Genomic DNA, 20,139 nt, shown 5'->3' with positions numbered 1-20,139 from the left:
TTGGGTCAGACGGCGCGGTTGCGTTATGCACCGGGATGCCACCAAAACCCAATATGCGGCCTGATCCGGTTACTCGGTTGATATGACGATCGCCTCGACCCGGCGATTGGCGGCCCGACCCTCTTCCGTCCGGTTGTTTCCGATCGGGGCCAGATAGCCCATCCCCTCGCCTTCGAGCCGCGTGCGGTCGATCCCGTAGCTGTCGACGAGCCGTTGCAGCACTGATCGGGCGCGGGCGCGCGACAGGGCGATGTTTGCCTCAAGCGATCCTTCCGCGTCCGTGTGTCCGACCAGCGCGATGCGCAGGGCCGGATCGGTGCGCAGGGAGGCCACCAGCGCGTCGAGGCTGGCGAACGGTCCCGGCCCCAGATCAGAGGATCCGGTCGCGAAATTCAGATCCCCAAGGATCGCCCGGCCGACGGTTCCGAGATCGCGTGCGATGTTCCCGCTGAGCCCGGTGGTCGTCGTCGGTGCGGCGATGATTGGCCGGGGGGGTGGCGATGGCTCGGCAGTTGCGCTCTCCCTCGGGGTTTCGTCTTCCTTCACCACCGCGGTAAGCGGTAGGTCCAACCCGCCAGCGACGCTTATCATCTGAACAAACCCGGCCGAGCTGGTTCGGCTTACCAGCACCAGGAGCGCTGCCGCATCTTCTGGCCGTTCTGCCGACAAGAACCGGAAATCCCCCAGATCGACCTGCATCCGCGGTGCGCCGATCACGTCGATCCCGAAGCGGAAGTCGAAGCCGCCGCAGCCTTCGGTTTCGCAAGCGAAGAGGATGTCCCAGTTATCCGCTTCGAGCTGCTGGCGGATCGGCGCAATCAGCTGCGCCGTGGTCAGCCCGCCGCCGATCCGCCAGACCCGGCGGTTGACCGTGCCTGTGCGTTCTTCCACGGCGACGCCGGTCTCGGCCCAAGGGCCGATTGGCATGGAATAGGTGGTCGCCGGCTCGACCTCTTCGACCTGAAGAGTGGCCGTCGCCGGGAGGTCGAGCGTCTGTGCTGCCCCTGGCCCGGTCAGAAAGGCCGCCAGAACGACTGTGATGAAGCGCGTCATCGCGCCTTTGAATGGTAATCGTCGTTCGGGCGCATATCGACGGCCGATGCGACCCGGTTCGACATGTTGAAGAAGCCGACAACCGACGCGATGTCGAAGATGTCCCGGTCGCTGAAGCCAACCTGCCGCAGCGCTTCCCGATCATCCTCCGTGATCTTGTGGCTTTCGACCGTCACCTTCTCGGCGAAGATGAGCATGGCCAGTTGGCGGGTATCGAGGGGAGCGGTGCGCCAGTTCATCACCAGATGCTCGCCCAGCTTCGGGTCGCCCGACAGTTCCCGCACTGCCGCACCATGGGCGGTGAGGCAGTAGAAACACTTGTTCACCGACGACACGGCGACGGCAATCATCTCGCGTTCGAGCTTGGACAGGCCGCTCTCGCCCAGCATCAGGTCGTTATACATCCCTGTGAACGCGTTCAGCTTGTCGATGTCGAACGCGTAGGCGCGGAGCACGTTCGGGACGAGGCCGAGCTTTTCCTGACAGATGTCGAAATACTTCCGCGTTGCCTCGGGCATCGGATCGACCTCGGGGAGATCGAGGGCTGTGGGGGTGTCGGTCATGCAGACTCCGGATCGGGGTGAATGCGGTAATGGTAGTGGCCGATCTCGGACATGCCCAGAGCGCGATAGAATCCGTTTGCCGCTGTATTAACCTGGGTTGTCATCAGCAGGATGTGTTCGGCGCCGTGCCAGCCGGCCCACCGCGCCGCGGCCCCCATCATCTGTGCGGCCAGGCCCCGGCGGCGGAAACGATCCAGCACATGCACCGCATGGACCATCGCGAGATCCTCTGCGCAGCCGACGAACAGCGCACCGGCTGGCTGGTTGTCTGTTCGCCCGAGGAACGCGGTTTTTGGCTCGGGTGCCCGCTCCATGATCGCAAGCCGCGACGGGCCGATCCCGTCTTCGGCCCAGATTTCCTTCATGATCTCCAGGGGCGGCCAGACGTTGAAACAGGTGATGGGCGGTGGAGCCGGGAATGCGCTCACCGGCGCGGAGTAGGCATTCACCGCGTCCTTCACGCCATAGCCGCGGGCCGCGAGCAGCGTGTCCAACCTATCCTCACCCTCCCGGATCATGAAGAGCGGGGTCTGTCCCAACGACCGCATCGCAGCCTCCGCCGCGGGTATGTCGTTGTCGGTGACCGCGGCTTCTGCGGTTGCCGACGACACTCGCCCGCCACCGCCGCGCCCTTCGCGGATCGTCCATGGTCCGACGCGCTGGCGCGAGGCGGGCGGCCACGTCCCTTCGATGACGCGGTAGAGCCCGGCCATTCCCGGCCCGGTCATTCCGGCAGAAGCTTCGTCAGCTCCACCATCGCGGCGTCGATGCGGCGGGCATCCGTTCCGCGCACGACAACCTGGGCGCCGAATATCCCGTCCTTCTGGAACGGATAGGAGCCGAAGCTGAGATCCCCATACCGTTCGGCCAGGTCCCCCAAAGGCCCGGCGATATCGCCTTCGCCACGCTCGATCCTGAGGGATTGCGACAGAAGCGGCGCGCCCCCTGTCAGAGTTGGCAAGACGGAGGCCACCATCGCTTCGAAGATCGCAGGCACGCCCGCCATGACGTGCACGTTCCCGATCGTGAAGCCCGGCGCTGCCGAGATCGGGTTGTCGATAAGGACGGCCCCTTCCGGCACCCGCGCCATACGCAGCCGTGCCTCGTTCAGTTCGGTACCGGCCCGCTGGTAATGCGCTTCCAGGATCGACCGCGCATCGTCGCGGATGCGGATCGTCGCGCCCATCGCCTCGGCCACGCAGTCGGCGGTGATGTCGTCATGGGTTGGCCCGATCCCGCCGGAGGTAAAGAGGTGATCGTACTCGTCCGACAGGGCGCGCACGGCCGCCACGATCGCCGCCTTGTCATCGCCCACCACCCGCGCTTCGGCCAACGTAATCCCGTGTGCCGTCAGCCGCGCCGCCAGATGGTGCATATTCGCATCCCGCGTGCGCCCTGACAGGATCTCATCCCCGATGACAAGCATGGCGGCGTTCGGATTTGACATGGCATTCCCCTCTCTTCCCCTGCGGTATAGGAGGGCGCATGCGCTTTGACACCCCCCTCGTCCCCGCCCGCCTGATCCGCCGCTACAATCGCTTTCTGACCGATGCGGAGCTTGAGACGGGCGAGATCATCAAGGCCCACTGCCCCAATCCCGGCTCTATGATGGGCCTGAAGGAACCGGGCCTGCGCATCTGGCTGGAGCCGAACGACGATCCGAAGAAGAAGCTGAAGTATGGCTGGCGTCTGGTCGAGCTGCCGGATGGCCACTGGTCGGGTATCGACACGGCCGTTCCGAACCGTGTGGTGGGGGAGGCACTGCGCAGCCGTGCAGTGGCTGAGCTGTCCGGGTATGAAGGCGTCCGGCCGGAGGTGAAGTACGGTACCAATTCCCGCATCGATTTCTTATTGACCCAGGAGGGCCTTCCCGACGCCTATGTGGAGGTCAAGAACGTCCACCTTCGGCGCGAGGACGACTGGGCCGAGTTTCCCGACAGCGTCACCGCCCGTGGGGCCAAGCATCTGGGTGAGCTGTCTAACATGGCGGCCCAGGGCCACCGCGCCGTGATGCTTTACCTCGTTCAGCGCACCGATTGCGCACGGCTCAAGATGGCTGCCGATCTGGACCCGGCCTATGCCGCCGCATTTCAGGCGGCGCGGGACGCCGGTGTCGAAATGCTCTGCTACGACACCGTGATCGACCGCGACGGCGTCTCTTTCGGTCGCCCATTGCCGATTGCTGCGACGCCGCATAACTAGAATATCCGCGATAAACGGCCTATTTATGGTCTGTGGCAAGCGACAGGAGCGTGGTTTTGGACGAGTCGAAAGGTCGGCTGACGAGGGATGGTATTCGTATATACGATCTCGCGGATTTCGCCGGAATGCACCGTGCGGGGCGTCTTGCCGCGCAGATCCTCGATGCCGTGGCTCCGCTTGTCGTGCCGGGGCAGACCACCGGTGCGCTTGACCAGTTCATCACCGAGCAGGTCGAGGCCGCGGGAGCGACGTCTGCCACGATCGGCTACAAGGGCTACGAGCATGCCAGCTGCATCAGCGTGAACCATGTCGTCTGTCACGGTATTCCTGGCGGCAAGGTCCTGAAGGACGGCGATATTCTGAACATCGACGTGACCGTGATCGTCGATGGCTGGTACGGCGATACCAGCCGGATGTATGTGGCCGGCACCGTCAGCCGCAAGGCAGAGCGTCTGATCCAGGTGACGCATGACGCGCTTATGCTGGGGATCGAGGCAGCGAAACCTGGCAACACCTTCGGCGATATCGGCTTTGCCATCCAATCCTATGTTGAACGCCAGCGCATGTCGGTCGTTCGCGACTTCTGTGGGCACGGTCTGGGCCGCGTCTTCCATGCGCCGCCCAACGTGCTGCATTACGGGCGCCCTGATACCGGCCCGCGGCTGGAGGAAGGCATGTTCTTCACGATCGAGCCGATGGTGAATCTCGGCCGTCCGGAGACCAAGGTGCTGGCTGATGACTGGACGGCTGTCACCCGGGATAAGTCGCTGTCCGCCCAGTTCGAGCATTCCGTGGGCATTACCGCCCATGGTGCTGAAATCTTTACGCTTTCTCCGGCAGGTAGGTATCATCCTACTTGGACATGACGTAACCGCACTTGCAAATCACTTGCAAATAATGTCAGCATAGCTTACCTATTTCCTGCCTGACCGAGCAGAAAAGGGGGGCATCCATGATGAGTTTCTTGAAGTCCACACTCGCCGCCATCATCGCCGCGACCGGCCTGACGGCACCGGTGCTGGCGGAGCCCGAGGTAACGCTGCGCTTCCAGCACTTCGTCTCACCGCTCTCTGCGAACCCGACCTATTTCATGGACCCTTGGGCCCGGGCCATCGAAGAACAATCGGGTGGCCGGATCGAGATCGAGCTTTATCCCTTCATGCAACTCGGCGGGAAGGCCCCGAGCCAGTATGACCTGATCCGCGACGGCGCGATCGATGGCGGCTGGGTCATCCCCGGCTACCAGCCCGGCCGCTTTCCCGAAGCGGAAGCGCTTGAATTACCCTTCATGACCACAAAAAGCGCCGAAGAGGCGAGCCGTGCTGCCTGGACTTTCACGCAAGAGCACCTGATGGACGACTTCGCGGATGTTCACGTGATCGCCGCGCATATGCACGGGCCTGGGATCGTTCACAAAACCGGCGCACCTGTCGGGACGGTCGAGGATTTTGATGGCCTCCGCCTCCGCGGCCCGTCCCGTCCGGCGACGCTGCTGCTGAAGGAGATCGGGGCAGAGCCTGTCGGCATGCCTGTCCCCGCTTTCCCCGAGGCGTTGTCGAAAGGTGTCCTCGACGGTGGGGTGATCACGTGGGAGATGTCGCCGTCACTCAAGCTCGATGATCTGACCGACAGCCACACGGATGTCGCCGGGGACCGGTCCCTCTACAACCTCTACTTCATCTGGGCGATGAATAGAGACGTCTACGAAGACCTTCCGGATGATCTGCGGGCAATCATCGACGCCAATTCCGGCATGATGGCGAGCGCCTGGGCGGGGCGTGCCCATGATACCGGCGACAGGGTCGGACGCGAGCTGATGGCTGCCGCGGACAATACCATCGCCGAACTGAGCGAGGCTGAAACCGCGCGGCTGCGTGAGATCGGGGAGAAGGTGCGTGCAGACTGGATCGCCGAAGTCAGCCGCAAAGGTCTAGACGGTGCCGGCCTGATCGACAGCGCCGAAGCCGCGGTGGCCGCCGAGATGGCGGATCCCTCCTGAGCGGCTACCCCCAAAGCTCTGGCGATGGCGGGAAGACATTTCCGCCGTCGTAGCGCAGGGGGGGCTTGCGGTCTTCGGCGAGCAGGAGCGGGCCGTCGAGATCCACGATCTCCGCTCCCTGGGCGACGAGCATGGCGGGAGCCATGGCCAGTGATGACCCGACCATGCAGCCGACCATGATCCCGAAGCCGGCCTGCCGCGCGGCGTCGCGCAGTGCCAGCGCCTCGGTCAGGCCACCGGTCTTGTCGAGCTTGATGTTCACCATGTCGTACTTGCCAGTGAGTTCCGGTAGCGACGTGCGATCATGGCAGCTTTCATCTGCGCAAACGGGGAGGGGGCGCGCGATTTCGGCCAACATCCCATCCTTCCCGGAAGGCAGGGGTTGCTCGACCATTGCAACACCGAGCCGCACCAGGTGAGGCGCCAATTCTGAATACAGCTCTGCCGTCCACCCCTCGTTCGCATCGACGATGATCTCGGTGTCGGGCGCGCCGCGCCGCACAGCCTCAAGCCGTTCCATATCGCCTTCGCCACCGAGCTTGATCTTGAGCAAGGGCCACGCCGCATGTTGTCGCGCCTTCTGCTCCATCACCTCCGGCTCTGCCAAGGATAGTGTAAATGCCGTTCGCACTGGCTTGGGACGATGCAGTCCTGCCAGGTCCCAGGCCGGCCGCCCTGCCTGCTTGGCCTCCAGATCCCAGAGCGCGCAATCGACTGCATTTCGCGCCGCCCCGGGCCTCAGAGCCTCCTGCAAGTCTATACGGCTTATGTCGTCCGGCAGGGCTTCGATTGCCTTTGCAACGCTGTCGAGCGTTTCATCGTACCGAGCATAGGGCACACATTCGCCTTGTCCTGCTGCAGTGCTGTCGAACGCGTCGACGCGGATGACCTGCGCCTCTGTCCGCGATCCGCGGGCAATGGTGAAGGTTTCGGCCAGCGGAAAGATGTCGCGTGTGACGCTCAGGCGGGTGCTCATCGGCCCTTGCGGGCCTCTTCGCTGGACCGAGAAGATCCGTGAGGATCGACGAGGGCGTCGACCAGCCGCCCGGCCCCGTGCCGTACCGGATCGACTGTCGGCAAACCCATCCGAGCCTCGATCTCCTTCACGCAGGTCTGAGCTTCGTCATCCGACAGTGCCTTGGTGTTCACGGCAACCCCAACCACTTTGCAGGCCGGGTTTGCCAGACGCGCCAGAGGCAGGGCCGTGTCCCGCAACGCCTCAAGCGTCGGCAAGCTGTAATGGGGCAGACCGCGCATATGCGTCCGCGTCGGCTCGTGGCACAGGATCAGCGCGTCGGGCTGGCCGCCGTGGATCAACGCCATCGTCACTCCGGAATAGGAGACATGGAAAAGGCTTCCCTGGCCTTCGATATGATCCCAGTGATCAGCGTCGTTATCCGGCGTCAGCCATTCCACCGCCCCCGCCATGAAATCGGCGACCACCGCGTCCAGGGGCACTCCAGCGCCGGTAACCAGGATTCCAGTCTGCCCCGTGGCCCGCATCGTCGACTTCAGCCCCCGGGCCTGCATCTCGCGGTCCATCGCCATTGCCGTGTACATCTTGCCGATGGAGCAATCCGTGCCGACGGCCAGACACCGCCTGCCCGTCCGCTTCTGCCCGTCTGCGATCGGGTATTGGACTGTCGGGACCCGCACGTCATGCAATTCCTGCCCGGCCCGCGCGGCCGCCTCAGCCAGGGCCGGTTGATCGCGGAGCATCGTATGGAGCCCGCTTGCCACGTCGAACCCTGCAGCCAGCGCATCACTCAGGAATGCAATCCAGTTGTCGGCCATCCGTCCGCCCCGATTCGCAACCCCGACGACAACCGTCTTTGCTCCGGCGGCCTTCGCCTCGTCCAACGTCATATCGGGCAGGCCCATATCCGCCTGACAGCCCGGTAGTCGCACCTGACCGACGGCGATCTCGGGCCGCCAGTCGCGAATTCCCTGTGCGACCTTGGCGGCCAGCGCGTCCGGCGCGTCGCCGAGGAACAGAAGATAGGGTGTTGGAATCATTGAAGGCTCGCCTTTGGTATGGGGAAAGCATGGCAGAGCCTTCGATGCCGCGAAAGCCCCACAGCGCTTGCGCTCTGTTGCGCAAGAATCTATCGGCAAGGCGACAAATCATTTGCAATTCTTGCCTGAAGGAATCCGTACATGTCGTTCCTCATCCAGCCTGTCGCCCCGGCCCGGCCGAACCGTTGCCAGCTTTTCGGTCCGGGCTCTCGTCCTGCGCTGTTTGAAAAGATGGCGGCCTCTGCTGCGGACGTCATCAATCTTGATCTCGAAGACTCGGTCGCCCCCTCCGACAAGGATACGGCGCGGCAGAATGTGATCCAGGCGATCTCAGAGGTCGACTGGGGCACCAAGACGCTGAGCGTCCGGATCAACGGGCTTGATACGCCGTACTGGTATCGCGACGTGGTCGACCTGCTGGAAAAGGCGGGTGACAGGCTTGACCAGATCATGATCCCAAAGGTGGGTACAGGCGGGGATATCTATGCCGTCGATGCGCTGGTGACCGCGATCGAGGCTGCCAAGGGCCGGGCCAAGCCGATCGCCTTCGAGGTCATCATCGAAAGCGCCGCTGGAATCGCCCATGTGGAAGAGATCGCCGCGGCCAGCCCGCGCCTTGTTGCGATGAGCCTGGGTGCCGCCGATTTCGCGGCCTCCATGGGCATGGCGACGACCGGTATCGGCGGCACGCAGGACGACTACTACATGCTGAAGGACGGCCAACGGCATTGGTCCGATCCGTGGCACTGGGCGCAGGCCGCCATTGTCGCCGCCTGCCGTACTCACGGCCTCCTGCCCGTCGATGGTCCGTTCGGCGACTTCTCTGACGATGAAGGCTACCGCGCCCAGGCCCGCCGCTCCGCCGTGTTGGGCATGGTCGGCAAATGGGCGATCCACCCAAAGCAGATCGCGCTTGCCAACGAGGTTTTCACGCCGTCCGAGGCGGCCGTGGAAGAGGCGCGAGAGATCCTCGCTGCCATGGAAGAGGCCAAGGCAAAGGGAGAGGGGGCGACGGTCTACAAAGGGCGCCTTGTCGATATCGCGTCGATCAAGCAGGCGGAGGTCATCGTCCGACAGGCCGAGATGATCGCGGGCTGACCGGGATGTGACTTGCCGGGCTGGGGCGGCGCTGCCACGTTGCGCCGGAACGACGGACAGGAGACTGCCTCATGCGCCCCCTCTCCCTTTGCCTTGCCCTTCTGGCCGGACCGGTGGCCGCCTGCGGGCCGGACACGGATTGCGTGATCGGCGACCGGACCTACCGGCTTTACCTGCCCGAGGGTCATAATGGAGAGGAGATCGGCGCGTTCTTCTTCGCCCACGGCTATCGCGGTTCCGCCGCCGGGGCGATGCGCAACGGATCGCTCCGCAGTCTCGCCGACGAACTCGGCATGGCCTTTGTCGCGCTCAAGTCGGCGGGGGAGGACTGGAACCTCGCCCATCGCCCGCGGGAGCCCCAGCAGGAAGAGGCGCGCGAATACGACTACGCCGCTGCCGTGATCGAGGATGTCGCCACCCGCGTCCCCCTCGCCCGCGATCGCCTTGTCGTCACCGGATTCTCGGCGGGCGGCATGATGACCTGGACGCTCGCCTGTGGAATGTCCGAAAGCTTCGCGGGCTTTATCCCGATGTCCGGGACGTTCTGGGCACCTGTCCCCGAAAGCTGCCCCACACCGCCCGCGAACATCGTCCATATCCACGGGACCGAAGATCCGGTCGTGCCGATCAAGGGCCGCCCGATCGGAGAGACGAGCCAGGGCGACGTTACGACCGTCATCTATCGCTACACCGCCGAAGGCGGCTTCAACGATCCCTCTCAGACGGAGGCCCCGGGCGGCTTGTCCTGTACCGAGACCGCCAATCCCGATGGCAAGATCCTCGACCTTTGCCTCTTCACCGGCGGCCATTCCTTTTCGACCGAGCGCTTGCGACACGGTATCGATCGCGTCCTCGGCGCCTCCTGACCGTCAGCCGCCCGATATCTCACCTTCCTGCATCGCGAAACGCTCCACATAGCTGTCGCAAAGCGTGATCGTGCGCCCGTTCCGGCTCCACTCTGCCGCACCGTCACAATTGGCAAACCGCAAGGTGATCTGCGAGTGCCAGTCGACGTTGCGAAAGACCACAGCGAGTTCGGCCAGAACGCCGCTTTCCTGCATCTCTGCTGTGAGCGGCCCGTCTTCGTATATCAGCCGGAATTCAGTGCTCAGCCGCCCCTCGGGCATCCGGTAGGGCGCCACGATCCGCCGCCAGCTTCGCGCGATCTCGGGCGCGGCCTCCGCACAATCCTCGGCGGCATCGCGGGGCATGTCCACCAGTTGCGCAATCTCGCCAAACCGCCCGGGATCAGAGCCGTAAAGCAGACAGGCCGCGCGGAATGCCCGCCGCGTGTCAGGAGGGTGCTCGCCCCATAAGTCCGCCTCACCTGACTGCTCTCCTTCCAACCACAGCGACGCGGCCCGTGCCATCACGATATCGGCTGCTCGATCGGGCCAGATCTCGGCCACGGCCAGCGTCGCGAAGGCATCGGCGATCACCTCCTCGTTGCCGAGGACCGGCAGGTCGAATTCCCGGATCAATGCGTGCGCCATCTCGTGCATGACCACGTGGATCACGACATTTTCCACAAAGGGCGTTACCTCGGTTTCCGCCGCCGCCGGCGCGGCAAGTGCCGCCGCGAGAAGCCCTGTCCGTATCATGCCGCGTCCTCCATTGCGCCCCGTGCCTGGTTCGGCCTATCACCAACCGCGCACCCAGAGGGAGATCGCAATGAGCCGCACCGTCTACGTCAACGGCGAATTCCTGCCCGAAGAGCAGGCCAAGGTGTCGGTCTTCGACCGTGGCTTCCTGTTCGCCGACGGCGTCTACGAGGTGACGAGCGTCCTTGGCGGCAAGCTGATCGACTTTGCGGGCCACACCAAACGCTTGGACCGTTCGCTCAAGGAGCTTGGGATGGAGATGCCGCTGACCGAGGACGAGCTTCTTGGTATCCACAGGCATCTCGTCGAGGAGAACGGCATCGAGGATGGCCTCGTCTATCTCCAGATCACCCGGGGCGCCGCCGATCGCGATTTCGCCTACCCCGAAGCGGGCACGCCCCAGACTGTCGTCCTCTTCACCCAGGCCAAACCCGGCCTTGCCGATAGCCCGCAGGCCGAGAGGGGCATCCGCGTCATCACGATCCCTGATGAGCGCTGGGGCCGCCGGGACATCAAGACGGTACAGCTTCTCTATCCTTCGATGGGCAAGATGATGGCCAAAGCCGAGGGCGCCGACGACGCCTGGATGGTGGAAGACGATTGCGTCACCGAAGGTACGTCGAACAACGCGTATATCGTCAAGAACGGCACCATCGTGACCCGCCACCTGGGCACGGAGATCCTGCACGGCATCACCCGTTCAGCCGTCCTTCGCTTTGCGCGCGAAGCGCAGATGAAGGTTGAAGAACGCGCCTTTACTCCTGACGAAGCAAAAGAGGCCGACGAAGCATTTATTACCTCTGCTTCGAGCTTCGTCATGCCTGTCGTGCAGATCGACGAGGCAACCCTTGGCGACGGCACCCCCGGGCCCGTTGCCCGCCGCCTGCGCGAGATCTATCTGGAGGAGAGCCGCAAGGCTGCCGTGTAGAGGTCAGCCCGTCGCGACGACTTCAATGTCGGCGTCTTCCAGATCGTCGGCGTCGAGCCCTTCGAAGACGACATAGGTCTCGCCGTCGTAGCTCAGCGTGGCGCCGTCGTCGGTATCCTCGAACTCGATCAGATCCTCGTCGATATCGTCCTCATCAAGCTCGAGGATAAGGGTCTCGTTGTCCGGATCGAAATCCGTAACCGTCGCTGCCGGACCGTCTTCATCAGGTTCTTCGACGATGAACCGGTCGTCGTCATCGCCCCCGGTCATGACGTCGCCTTCGTTGCCGATCAGTTCATCCTCGCCGTCGCCGCCGTCCAGAACGTCGCGGTCGCCGTCATCGTCGGGGTCGGCCCCGTCGAGCAGGTCATCCCCATCTTCGCCACGCAGGACGTCCGCGCCCTCGCCGCCGACCAGTTCGTCACGGCCCGAGCCGCCAGTCAGGACATCGTCCCCATCTTCGCCGAAGAGGTCGTCATCACCGCTGCCACCGTCGATCACGTCGTCGCCATCATCGCCAAAGGCGACATCGTCGCCGCCGCGCATCAGGAGGGTGTCGTCGCCCTCGGTGCCGCGAATCCTTTCATCGCGATCGGTGCCCTCGAACGTGGCGCCGTCATCGTCGTCATCATCATCGTCTCCGAATGAAAATTCGAGGGATGTCGCAAAGGGCAGCAACAACAGGAGAAGGAGGATATACCAGCCGCTTTCCATTTGTGATCTCCGCGCCAGACGTCATTCCGATCCTTCGACGCGGTGACGGCAACGTCAACCCGGTCGCGGCTGTGCTCTGGCGGCGTGATGCTCTCTGATCCTTGGTCCCTCGCACGAAAAAGGGCCGCTTCGGCGATGAAACGGCCCTTCCGAGAAGTACGGAGGTGGGTCGGTTAGATCACGATCCACCTGGGATGGGTATCACCACCAGGATTGCCTAGTGGCGGACCTCCCAAGCTGTCCCGACCTCGCTCTCCAATGTTTCTCTGATCACTGGATCACCTCCTTTCTCAATGTTTCGCCTATGGAGAACGCTGCCACAGATGTTGCGTTCTACCAAACGAAAAATACCACAGAGAGCGGTCAGGCGGCGCCTTGCCGCAGGCGGGACACGATCAGGCGGAACGGGATGAGTGCGATCAGCGCGATGGAGAGCTTCACACCCCAGTCTGCGATGGCGAGTGTCACCCAGAGCGGGGCTTCGGGGCCGGTCAGCAGGAGGGGCGCTGCGTCCTGTGCCCAGGCGATGTTCGCGTCTGCAGCGGCGCCGAAGGTGAGGGCGGCGGAGAAGGCGATGAAGAAGAAGAGCGCGGTGTCCACAGTGGAGCCAATCAGGGTCGAAACGAGCGGTGCGCGCCACCAGACGCCCTCGCGCAGGCGCGAGAAGATCGCGACGTCGAGGAGTTGCGCGACGAGGAAGGCGGTGGCCGAAGCGATAGCGACGCGGAGAGGGACGGCGGGCCCGTATTCCAGCACGATCTGCGAGCCGATGACCGAGCAGACGATCCCGATGGCGAAGCCTGCGAAGACGACCTTGCGGGCCTGTGCCGCGCCATAGAGGCGGTTCATCAGGTCGGTCACCAGGAAGGCGAAGGGGTAGGTGAAGGCGCCCCAGGTGAGGAGCCCGTCAAGCAGCAGGAACTGCACGAGGATGTTCGAGGCGACGACGATGGCGGCCATGGCGGCGATGCCAGGCAGAAGCGTGCGGGACATGGGACTGATCCGTTTTGACAAGGGTGCGGCACTTGGCCCGCCACGTTGGCGGACGCGGCTGAGTAGGGCAAAGCGCGGTGCCGGTCAATCGGGCAGGCGGTATTCGACGATCTGGGTTTGCTGCAGCGGGTTGAAGTTGTCGTCGGAGATCATGAGGAGGCGGATCGAATTGTCCATCTCGTCGCGGAAGACGGTGATGCCTTCGAGGTTGTCGTGGGTGAAGGCAGGGGTTTCGAGGTGTGTTTGCTCGCCCGAGCCGTCCATCGCGAAGCTTCTGACGCGGCTGCGGAAGGCGAGGCCCGTGAAGGCGCGTTCGAGGACATAGAGACGGTTTTCTAAGATGTCCGCACCTGCGACGAGAAAGGGCCCTTCGCGTGGGATGCTGAAGAGGACAGACCACTCAACGCCATCAAAGCTGAAGACAGGGAAGGGTCGGTCGAGTTGGCCGGAACGTTCGGGAATGGCGATGACGTTGCCGTTGTCGTCGGTCGCCAGCGCTTCGATTCCGGAGTTTTGCTGAAGGCGAGCCTCGGGCGGCAGATCGGGGAGGCGCGAAACGGTACCGTCGAGAGTATAGCGGAGAATGCGATGCTGGCCTTCGAACGAGATGTAGAGGGCATCGGCGGCAATCGTTAGGCCCTCGGCATCGAAGCCCGTACCTGTCAACTCGGCGACGGGCCTAAGATCTTCGGCAAGAATTGGTTCCAAGTCGATTATCCCGGTTCCAATGCCCGCATCGTTGCGAAAGATCGGCCCGGTATAGATGCTCCCGCGGTCTGTAATGATCGTGAACTTGCCAGTTGTAAGCAAATCGTCCGAGGAAACCGATTGATATTCGATTGCAGAGAAACCGCCGAACGCAGTTTCGTTTCGTATCGTTCCCAGAGCACGCATCGCGACCAACTCGGCCTCCGGGGCCGCGCAGCAAGGCAGGGCTGCCGCGAGCAGGAGCGCTATTGATCGGAGCAAGTCAGTCAGATGTCAGGACGGCGGTGCATTGGGCGGGGAGGTTCGCCATCGTGATCTCTCGCCGGGGTCTGGGCGGCGGGGCGTTCGGATCCGGCGGGGGCGGGTTGAGGATGTTGCGCACCCATTGGCGGGCGTCGGCACAACCATCGCCGGCCGGGATGGGGGACTGGCTTTCGCACCCGCTCGCGCCCGGCGGGCAGTTCAGGCGAACGTGGAAGTGGTAGTGGTGGCCCCACCAGGGGCGGATCTTGCGGAGCCAGTCGCGATTGCCTGTTTCGGCTTCGCACATGGCGACCTTGGCGCCGGGGAAGATGAAGATCCGCGCGACGCGGGGGTCGCTGGCTGCCTGGCGCAGGATATTCATGTGCTGTTGAGTCCAGTTGCCGTTCGTGTAAGCCCCCTCGGCCCGGCGCAGGGAGATGGACGAGATGTTCTCGCGCGCCTGCGGGCTGAGGCGGAGATTGTCTGCAGGGCGCAGCCAGATGTCGATGTCGAGACCGGACTGGTGGCTGCGGTGGCCGCTGGTCATCGGGCCGCCGCGCGGCTGGCTCATATCGCCGATATAGAGCCCGTTCCAGCCGGGCTGTGTGGCGGCGAAGCGGCTGAGGTCCTGGACATAGTCGATGGCGACAGGCTGGGCCCAGTTGCGGTTGCGAGAGAGGCGCATTGCTTGCCAGGTCGGCCCCGTCTCGGGCAGTTGCACCGCGCCGGCCTGACAGCCGCGAGAATAGCCACCTAAGGGGGCTGGGGCCTGCCGGGAAGAGATTTGGGCCGCCCCGAAGAGGTGCTTTGCGACGCGGGTGTCGCCGTTATTGGCGGGCGCGCTTTGGGTGGATACGACCGTAGCGGTTTCTTCCCCAGGTCCGCAGGCGGCGAGGAGGATCAGGAGGGCTGCGGTTGCAAGTCTGCGGACCATTCGGCTCGGTCTCCATCCTTTTCCACCCAGACTAGCAAAACAAGGCCGATAAGGAAGAGAAAGATGACCGGAATGAAACCTAATCGAGCATCTTGCAGCAACCAGGTGAAGAGCGCGATGAGGGCGGGCGCAAGAAAGGCGGTGGCTTTGCCCGAAAGCGCAAAGAGGCCGAACGCTTCGGCGGGCCGGGCGGGGTCGGCGTGGCGGACCATCATCGAGCGGGAGGCGGCGTAGATTGCGCCGCCCGCACCACCGATCGTTGCGCCGCAGATGTAGAAGACGATGTCGGGAAGCGCGCTGCCTTCGGCCAGCGGGATGCCGAAGAGGCTTTCGCGCGACATGGCGACGATCGTCGTGCAGACGGTGACAAGAGCGAGGATACAGGTGATGATGACGGGCTTGGGGCCGAAGCGCCGGTCGGCCATGCCGCCGATCCAGGTGACGATCGCGGCGGTAACGGCACCGACGATCCCGAAGATGCCGATCTGGATGATCGACCAGTCGAGAACGAGCGTCGCGTAGACGCCGCCGAAGGCATAAAGCGCGTTGAGCGCGTCGCGGTAAAGCATTGAGGACAGCAGGAACGCCCCGAGGCTGCGGCGACGGACAACTGTCCGGGCAAGTGTCCTAAGCTCGCTGCCGAGGCCTCCGACCTTTTCGGTCGCCGTCTTCACCGCGTCGTCCCGGACGTAGAGGAAGAAGGGGATCATGAAGACGATGAACCAGAGCGCGATGACCGGCCCGACGGATCGGGTACCTTCGCGGGTTTCCGGGTCGAGGCCGAGGATCGGATCCAGGCCGATCAGGGTGCGGCCGGTTTCATTCTCAGCCAGAAAGAGCAGCATGATGAAGAGGGCAAGAACCCCGCCCACATACCCGAAGGCTGCTCCGGAGCCGGAGATCTGGCCAGCCTCGGCTTCGGTTCCGAGCGACGGCAAGTAGGCGTTGACGAAGTTCAACATGCTCTCGCCCGCTATGAAGCCGACATAGAAGAGGAGGAGCATCAGGTAGAGGTTCGCGCCATCCGGCGTCATCCACCAGAGCGACCAGGCGCCGATGACGTAAAGGACCGAAAAGAAGATGATCCACGGCATCTTGCGGCCCGAGCGGTCGGCGAAGATGCCCAGGATGGGGGCGGTGAAGGCAACGAACATGCCTGCAATGGTCTGACCTAAGGACCAGACGGATTGGGCGCGGGCATCGGAGGCGGTTTCATTAAGCCCGGTGCCGAGGAAGTAGTCGGCAGCGACGGCAGCGAAGTAGGGACCGAAAACGAAGGTCAGACCAAGCGTATAGTAGGGTTGGGTCGCGAAATCGAAAGCCATCCAGCCCCAGATGCGTTTTCTTTTTGTTATCTCGCTCATTGGTTCTCCTGCCCGGTGGCCGGATAAGACAGAGCGGGAGGCTGTGTGGCAAGCAGCGAACGCCTAATGACGGTCGGGCGGCCAGGGCCGTGTTGCATCTGCCGCGATCCAGTTCGCTACCCAATCGGGCAGATCGGGGCTTTCGCTGCCTGCGCCGAGCGCCTCGAACACGCGTGTCGGATCAACCATCTTGCCCTTCTCGACGATGGCCGAGCGGTAGAGGGCCTGAACGGCGCAGTCCTCTCCAATCCAGATTTGCTGGTCGATATAGAAGAAACGGTGATCCCAGCCGACGGCGCGACTGACCGTTGTGAACGTCTGGAACGTCGGGATGCGCTTGCGGTAGCGGACAGAGACACCCGCCATGGTCAACCCCCATTTCTTCTCGCGGAGCGTGGTGAGAAGGCCCGTGCGCTTGGCGAGGACGAGGCGGCCGAGGTCGAGGATCGTAAGGATCCGGCCGTTATTCATCTCGAGGAACCCGTCGATATCGTGCGGCCAGCAGCGGTGGCGGCTGATATGCGCCTCGGTCAGACCCAAATCGGGAGCATCGCGGTGCAGCCACATCTCTTTGGCGAGGCGCAGGAATGGATACATTTGCCGTCTCCTTCGCGGCGGACCCTTGCGGAGGGTTGGGGCCGGGTCAACCGGAACGGCGCGGCAGGCGCGGCGGGTCTTGCCCGCCCCGTTCCGAGCGCCTAGGTCTGGCGTCTGAAACGGAGGTCCGATGGTATCCTTTTTGCAGATCGTGCTTTTGGCGCTAGGCATCGCGAAGATCATTATCTTCGCGCATTTCATTCTGAGCTGGCTAATCAATTTCCAGGTTCTGAACCTGCGTCAGCCGGTCGTTGCCCAGATCTGGTACGGTCTGCAGCGCGTCCTTGAGCCCATCTACGAACCAATCCGGCGCTTTCTGCCGCAGATGGGCGGTGTTGACCTGTCGCCGCTAGTTGCGCTGTTCGCGATCTATGCGGTCGAGATCATCATCCGAAACAATCTGCCTGCCTTCGTCTAACCCCGTGGAGCTGCGACACCTTCGCTGACGCTGTCGTCGGCCCTATAGCCTTCGACATAACGAGCGATCGTTTTGCGGGCGGCGGCCTCATCATTGGCATCTATGGCGGCCGTCAGGGCGCGAAAGGCACCAGCAACCTCGATCTCAGACGGGTGGCGTTCGCGGGCGGCGAAGATTTTTTCATGCGCCGTTTCTAGCCGGTCCTCACCGACGAGAAGTTCTTCGTGCAGTTTCTCCCCCGGGCGCAGGCCGGTGATCGCGATCTCGATATCGCCGTCGGGGTTGTCGGCATCGCGAACGGTGTAGCCGGAGCTTTCGATGACCTGCCGGGCAAGGTCCTTGATCGGGACGGGGGTTCCCATGTCGAGCACGAACACCTCTCCACCCTTGGCGAAGGAACCGGACAGGAGAACGAGGCGCGCGGCCTCGGTCACGGTCATGAAGAAGCGAGTGACATCCTCATGCGTGACGGTCAGCGGTCCGCCGCGAGCAACCTGATCCTGAAAGAGCGGGACGACCGAACCGGAGGAACCAAGCACGTTGCCGAAGCGCACCATGGCGAAGATCGTATCGCCGGGGCGGGAGGCGAGGTCCTGCACCGCCATCTCGGCCAGCCTTTTGGAGGCCCCCATGATGCCCTTTGGCCGCACCGCTTTGTCTGAGGAGACGAGGACAAAACGTTCACAGCCGGCGGCCTTCGCAGCCCGTGCGAGCGCTGCGGTGCCGAGAACGTTGTTGGAGAGACCTGGCAGCGGGTTCGCTTCGACGAGCGGTACATGCTTATAGGCCGCCGCATGGAGGACGACATCGATCTGGTAGCGGTCGAGCGCGTCTCGGATCTGACGATCGTCGGTCACCGATCCTAGGCTGGGGATGACTTCGACATCCGCCGGGGCAAGGTCGGAGAGTTCCCTTTCGATCTGGTAGAGCGCGGCCTCGGACACGTCGAAGAGAACAAGCCGGGTTGGGCGGCATCCGAGGAGCTGTCTGCAGAGCTCTGATCCGATGGAGCCGCCTGCCCCGGTAACGAGGATCGAACGGCCACTATAAACGTCGCAGCCGAGATCAGGGGTGCAATTGAAGGTCTCCCGGCCGACGAAGGTATCGGGGCGGACCGGGGTGAGCTTGTCGGCCAGTGCCTCAGCACCGATAAGCTGGGCGAAAGAGGGCAGAGCCTGCACATCGACGCCAAGCGCCTCAAGCCGCCGGGCGATCTGGTTGAGGCGGGGGGCTGAAAGCGAGGGCATCGCGAGACAGACCAGACTGACATCCCGCTTCCTGATCAGTTTTTCGATCTTGGCGGAGCTTGCGACCGGCAGGCCCGCGATGGAAAGGCCTTGCATAGCGGGGTTATCGTCGATGAAGCCGACTGGTTCGACGGATTCGTCGTGGCGAAGCGCGGTGGCAAGTTGCAAGCCCGTGGATCCTGCACCGTAGATCAACACGCGGCGGCGCGGCCCGGCACGGCGGTAGGCAATCAATACGATCTGGAGCATCGCAAGCCGGAGCATCGCCGAGCCGATGAAGAAGCACATCGCAAAGGTGATCCAGAAGCCCGGATCGCTGTAGCCTGCAATCCAGCCGAGAAGGGCAAGGACGCTGCTGAGGACGGCCGAATAGACACCGCTTCGGACGAGGCCGTTGGTGTCGTAGCTCTTCAGCCTTACCCGCGGCATGCCGAGCATGACCGAGACGAGCGCGGCGATGGCGATGGCCACGATCGCTCCGTCAACTTGGGTAAAGAGGTCATAGAGCGGGCGCTCGGAGCCTTCGATGGCGAGGCTGCACCACAGGGCGATCGGGACCACGGCGAGGTCTGTGAGGAAGAGGAACCCCTGCCGTTGCCGACGCGTCAGACGCTGGAGCGCATCCATTATCATGATGCTTTAGGTCCGATGGTGCAGAGGCCAGTTGCGAGGCACAGAATTGGATTCAAGGCTGCGTCACCCCCTGACGCCTCGATCATTGTTGACCATTCTCTTAGGGCCAGTTGGGCTGTCAAAGCAAGCGCTCAGACTCAACCTGTTGAATTGCTTGGGCGATTCTCTGCTGTGATGGCCCACCCCTGTCGACTTGGACGGCGGAGGCGCCCGCCAGCGACAAGGCGGAGCGTTTGGGTGAGGATCCAGAGGTCGAGGGTAAACGATCGATTGCGCGCATAGATGCGATCGAGCCGAGCCTTTCGCGGCACGCAGCGCCGGGCGTAAACGGCGTCGGTCTCTTGAGGCGTGCGGCAGGCAGCGAGGAGTTGCGCCTCATGCCGAGCGAAGACCAATGTGGCAAGCCCGGTAATGCCCGGCCTGCAGCTCAGGACATCCGCATAGAGATCGGGGAACCGTTCGACGTAGACCCGCAGCGGCGGGCGTGGACCGACAAAGCTGAGATCGCCGCGTAAAACGTTGAAAAGTTGTGGAATCTCATCAGCGCGAATTCTGCGCAAGATAGTGCCGGTTGCGGTTATCCGCTCAGTCTTGTCGCCACCAGAGACACCTGTACCAGGATCGTCAGCGACACGCATGGTGCGAAACTTCCAGAGATTGAAGCTCTCATGCGGGGTCTTCATCCTTTCGGACAGAAAGAGAACCGGGCGACCGTCTTTGACAAGTATCAGCATAGCAAGACCAAGCCACAGAGGTGCAAGGGCGATCGTCAGAACCGAAGCAAGGCCCAGATCAAAGAGTCTCTTTCCCGCAGTAATCCCGGAAGTG

The 20,139-nt window shown here is 63.4% G+C and carries 22 protein-coding genes; 7 read left to right on the top strand and 15 right to left on the bottom strand.

Translation table 11 applies throughout. The features are described from left to right. Nucleotides 1-69: 69 nt before the first annotated feature. From AADZ90_RS05200 to AADZ90_RS05185, 4 genes are read right to left on the bottom strand one after another with little or no spacing between them, the layout of a single operon-like run. Nucleotides 70-1,053 (bottom strand): OmpA family protein, encoded by a 984-nt coding sequence (locus AADZ90_RS05200; RefSeq protein ID WP_367308813.1) that lies wholly within the window; start codon nucleotides 1,051-1,053, stop codon nucleotides 70-72. Continuing rightward, nucleotides 1,050-1,616, bottom strand: a complete 567-nt coding sequence (locus AADZ90_RS05195; protein ID WP_367308814.1) for a peroxidase-related enzyme — start codon at nucleotides 1,614-1,616, stop codon at nucleotides 1,050-1,052. Before AADZ90_RS05195 ends, AADZ90_RS05200 begins: the two co-directional genes overlap by 4 nt. Then, nucleotides 1,613-2,344 (bottom strand): GNAT family N-acetyltransferase, encoded by a 732-nt coding sequence (locus AADZ90_RS05190; protein ID WP_367308815.1) that lies wholly within the window; start codon nucleotides 2,342-2,344, stop codon nucleotides 1,613-1,615. Before AADZ90_RS05190 ends, AADZ90_RS05195 begins: the two co-directional genes overlap by 4 nt. Continuing rightward, entirely contained in the window at nucleotides 2,341-3,063 is a 723-nt protein-coding gene (locus AADZ90_RS05185; protein ID WP_367308816.1) for a competence/damage-inducible protein A, read from the bottom strand. Before AADZ90_RS05185 ends, AADZ90_RS05190 begins: the two co-directional genes overlap by 4 nt. Nucleotides 3,064-3,101: 38 nt before the next feature. Between AADZ90_RS05185 and sfsA the strand changes: the two genes are divergently transcribed. The 3 genes from sfsA to AADZ90_RS05170 all read left to right on the top strand — a co-directional run bounded on the left by sfsA (nucleotide 3,102) and on the right by AADZ90_RS05170 (nucleotide 5,817). Beyond that, nucleotides 3,102-3,818, top strand: a complete 717-nt coding sequence (gene sfsA, locus AADZ90_RS05180) for a DNA/RNA nuclease SfsA (protein WP_367308817.1) — start codon at nucleotides 3,102-3,104, stop codon at nucleotides 3,816-3,818. A gap of 56 nt (nucleotides 3,819-3,874) precedes the next feature. Continuing rightward, nucleotides 3,875-4,684, top strand: a complete 810-nt coding sequence (gene map, locus AADZ90_RS05175; RefSeq protein ID WP_367308818.1) for a type I methionyl aminopeptidase — start codon at nucleotides 3,875-3,877, stop codon at nucleotides 4,682-4,684. Between the two features lie 86 nt (nucleotides 4,685-4,770). Beyond that, nucleotides 4,771-5,817 carry a TRAP transporter substrate-binding protein gene (locus AADZ90_RS05170; RefSeq protein WP_367308819.1) on the top strand — a complete coding sequence of 349 codons (1,047 nt, stop codon included), beginning with the start codon at nucleotides 4,771-4,773 and terminating at the stop codon, nucleotides 5,815-5,817. A gap of 4 nt (nucleotides 5,818-5,821) precedes the next feature. Here AADZ90_RS05170 and dgcA read toward each other — a convergent pair whose 3' ends face one another. Both dgcA and dgcN read right to left on the bottom strand, forming a co-directional pair. Beyond that, nucleotides 5,822-6,793, bottom strand: a complete 972-nt coding sequence (gene dgcA / locus AADZ90_RS05165; RefSeq protein ID WP_367308820.1) for an N-acetyl-D-Glu racemase DgcA — start codon at nucleotides 6,791-6,793, stop codon at nucleotides 5,822-5,824. Further along, nucleotides 6,790-7,833, bottom strand: coding sequence for an N-acetyltransferase DgcN (dgcN, locus tag AADZ90_RS05160; protein WP_367308821.1), 1,044 nt, complete (start codon nucleotides 7,831-7,833; stop codon nucleotides 6,790-6,792). The genes dgcA and dgcN overlap by 4 nt, the downstream gene beginning before the upstream one ends. Nucleotides 7,834-7,974: 141 nt before the next feature. On the opposite strand from dgcN, the gene AADZ90_RS05155 reads away from it, so the two are divergent. After that, nucleotides 7,975-8,931 (top strand): L-malyl-CoA/beta-methylmalyl-CoA lyase, encoded by a 957-nt coding sequence (locus AADZ90_RS05155; RefSeq protein ID WP_367308822.1) that lies wholly within the window; start codon nucleotides 7,975-7,977, stop codon nucleotides 8,929-8,931. 71 nt (nucleotides 8,932-9,002) lie between these two features. Beyond that, nucleotides 9,003-9,797 carry a CE1 family esterase gene (locus AADZ90_RS05150; RefSeq protein WP_367308823.1) on the top strand — a complete coding sequence of 265 codons (795 nt, stop codon included), beginning with the start codon at nucleotides 9,003-9,005 and terminating at the stop codon, nucleotides 9,795-9,797. Between the two features lie 3 nt (nucleotides 9,798-9,800). Here AADZ90_RS05150 and AADZ90_RS05145 read toward each other — a convergent pair whose 3' ends face one another. Further along, nucleotides 9,801-10,532, bottom strand: coding sequence for a DUF4344 domain-containing metallopeptidase (locus AADZ90_RS05145; protein WP_367308824.1), 732 nt, complete (start codon nucleotides 10,530-10,532; stop codon nucleotides 9,801-9,803). 70 nt (nucleotides 10,533-10,602) lie between these two features. On the opposite strand from AADZ90_RS05145, the gene AADZ90_RS05140 reads away from it, so the two are divergent. Beyond that, nucleotides 10,603-11,460, top strand: a complete 858-nt coding sequence (locus AADZ90_RS05140) for a D-amino-acid transaminase (protein WP_367308825.1) — start codon at nucleotides 10,603-10,605, stop codon at nucleotides 11,458-11,460. 3 nt (nucleotides 11,461-11,463) lie between these two features. On the opposite strand, the gene AADZ90_RS05135 is transcribed toward AADZ90_RS05140, so the two are convergent. The 6 genes from AADZ90_RS05135 to AADZ90_RS05110 all read right to left on the bottom strand — a co-directional run bounded on the left by AADZ90_RS05135 (nucleotide 11,464) and on the right by AADZ90_RS05110 (nucleotide 17,013). Continuing rightward, nucleotides 11,464-12,174: a hypothetical protein gene (locus AADZ90_RS05135; RefSeq protein WP_367308826.1), complete on the bottom strand. Its 711-nt coding sequence runs from the start codon at nucleotides 12,172-12,174 to the stop codon at nucleotides 11,464-11,466. A 363-nt stretch (nucleotides 12,175-12,537) separates the two neighbouring features. Further along, nucleotides 12,538-13,167, bottom strand: a complete 630-nt coding sequence (locus tag AADZ90_RS05130) for a queuosine precursor transporter (RefSeq protein WP_367308827.1) — start codon at nucleotides 13,165-13,167, stop codon at nucleotides 12,538-12,540. Nucleotides 13,168-13,251: 84 nt separating this feature from the next. Then, nucleotides 13,252-14,061 (bottom strand): esterase-like activity of phytase family protein, encoded by an 810-nt coding sequence (locus tag AADZ90_RS05125; RefSeq protein WP_367308828.1) that lies wholly within the window; start codon nucleotides 14,059-14,061, stop codon nucleotides 13,252-13,254. A gap of 76 nt (nucleotides 14,062-14,137) precedes the next feature. Continuing rightward, complete coding sequence (gene mepA / locus AADZ90_RS05120; protein WP_367308829.1) at nucleotides 14,138-15,052, bottom strand: penicillin-insensitive murein endopeptidase; 915 nt, start codon at nucleotides 15,050-15,052, stop codon at nucleotides 14,138-14,140. Beyond that, nucleotides 15,019-16,416 (bottom strand): MFS transporter, encoded by a 1,398-nt coding sequence (locus AADZ90_RS05115; RefSeq protein ID WP_367308830.1) that lies wholly within the window; start codon nucleotides 16,414-16,416, stop codon nucleotides 15,019-15,021. The genes mepA and AADZ90_RS05115 overlap by 34 nt, the downstream gene beginning before the upstream one ends. 63 nt (nucleotides 16,417-16,479) lie before the next feature. Next, complete coding sequence (locus AADZ90_RS05110; RefSeq protein ID WP_367308831.1) at nucleotides 16,480-17,013, bottom strand: acyl-CoA thioesterase; 534 nt, start codon at nucleotides 17,011-17,013, stop codon at nucleotides 16,480-16,482. A gap of 130 nt (nucleotides 17,014-17,143) precedes the next feature. Between AADZ90_RS05110 and AADZ90_RS05105 the strand changes: the two genes are divergently transcribed. Further along, a complete protein-coding gene (locus AADZ90_RS05105; protein WP_367308832.1) occupies nucleotides 17,144-17,431 on the top strand; it encodes a YggT family protein in 288 nt (95 codons plus the stop codon). Here AADZ90_RS05105 and AADZ90_RS05100 read toward each other — a convergent pair. Further along, nucleotides 17,428-19,311 (bottom strand): polysaccharide biosynthesis protein, encoded by a 1,884-nt coding sequence (locus AADZ90_RS05100; RefSeq protein WP_411996945.1) that lies wholly within the window; start codon nucleotides 19,309-19,311, stop codon nucleotides 17,428-17,430. The two genes, AADZ90_RS05105 and AADZ90_RS05100, sit on opposite strands and share 4 nt — an antisense overlap. Nucleotides 19,312-19,448: 137 nt before the next feature. Then, a complete protein-coding gene (locus tag AADZ90_RS05095) occupies nucleotides 19,449-20,129 on the bottom strand; it encodes a sugar transferase (protein WP_367309555.1) in 681 nt (226 codons plus the stop codon). Nucleotides 20,130-20,139 lie beyond the last annotated feature (10 nt).

Origin of the sequence: Aestuariibius violaceus, assembly GCF_040779325.2 — a bacterium.
GTDB lineage: Bacteria > Pseudomonadota > Alphaproteobacteria > Rhodobacterales > Rhodobacteraceae > Aestuariibius > Aestuariibius violaceus.
The sequence above is the reverse complement of the archived record's forward strand: the minus strand, read 5'-3'. Positions and strand labels throughout refer to the sequence as shown.